1 protein-coding gene is annotated in these 299 nt (G+C 66.6%); it reads left to right on the top strand.

Features of this window, described 5'->3' with window-relative positions:
• Window positions 1-299: DUF222 domain-containing protein (locus ACLQ3C_RS21620; protein WP_425707136.1), on the top strand; the 299-nt coding region annotated here is incomplete at both ends.

Genomic DNA, 299 nt, shown 5'->3' with positions numbered 1-299 from the left:
CAGATGGCCGACTACGCCCGGGTGCACACCCCCGCCGAGTTGACCGCGATCGGCGCCCGCCTGATGGCACACCTCGACCCCGACGGCGAGATGACCGACGACGTCGACCGGCAGCAGAAACGCCAAGTGTTCCTCGGCCGCCAAGACACCCAACAGATGTCGAAGATGACCGGCAAAATGACCCCGGAATACCGCGCCGACCAAGAAGCCGTCTGGGCGGTCTGGGCAGCCCCCGGCATGAACAACCCCGACGACCCCGACTCACCGTCGGGTTCCGTCGAAGACGCCGACCCCGAAAA

It is taken from the genome of Gordonia sp. DT30 (assembly GCF_049844915.1).
GTDB lineage: Bacteria > Actinomycetota > Actinomycetes > Mycobacteriales > Mycobacteriaceae > Gordonia.
The sequence above is the reverse complement of the archived record's forward strand: the minus strand, read 5'-3'. Positions and strand labels throughout refer to the sequence as shown.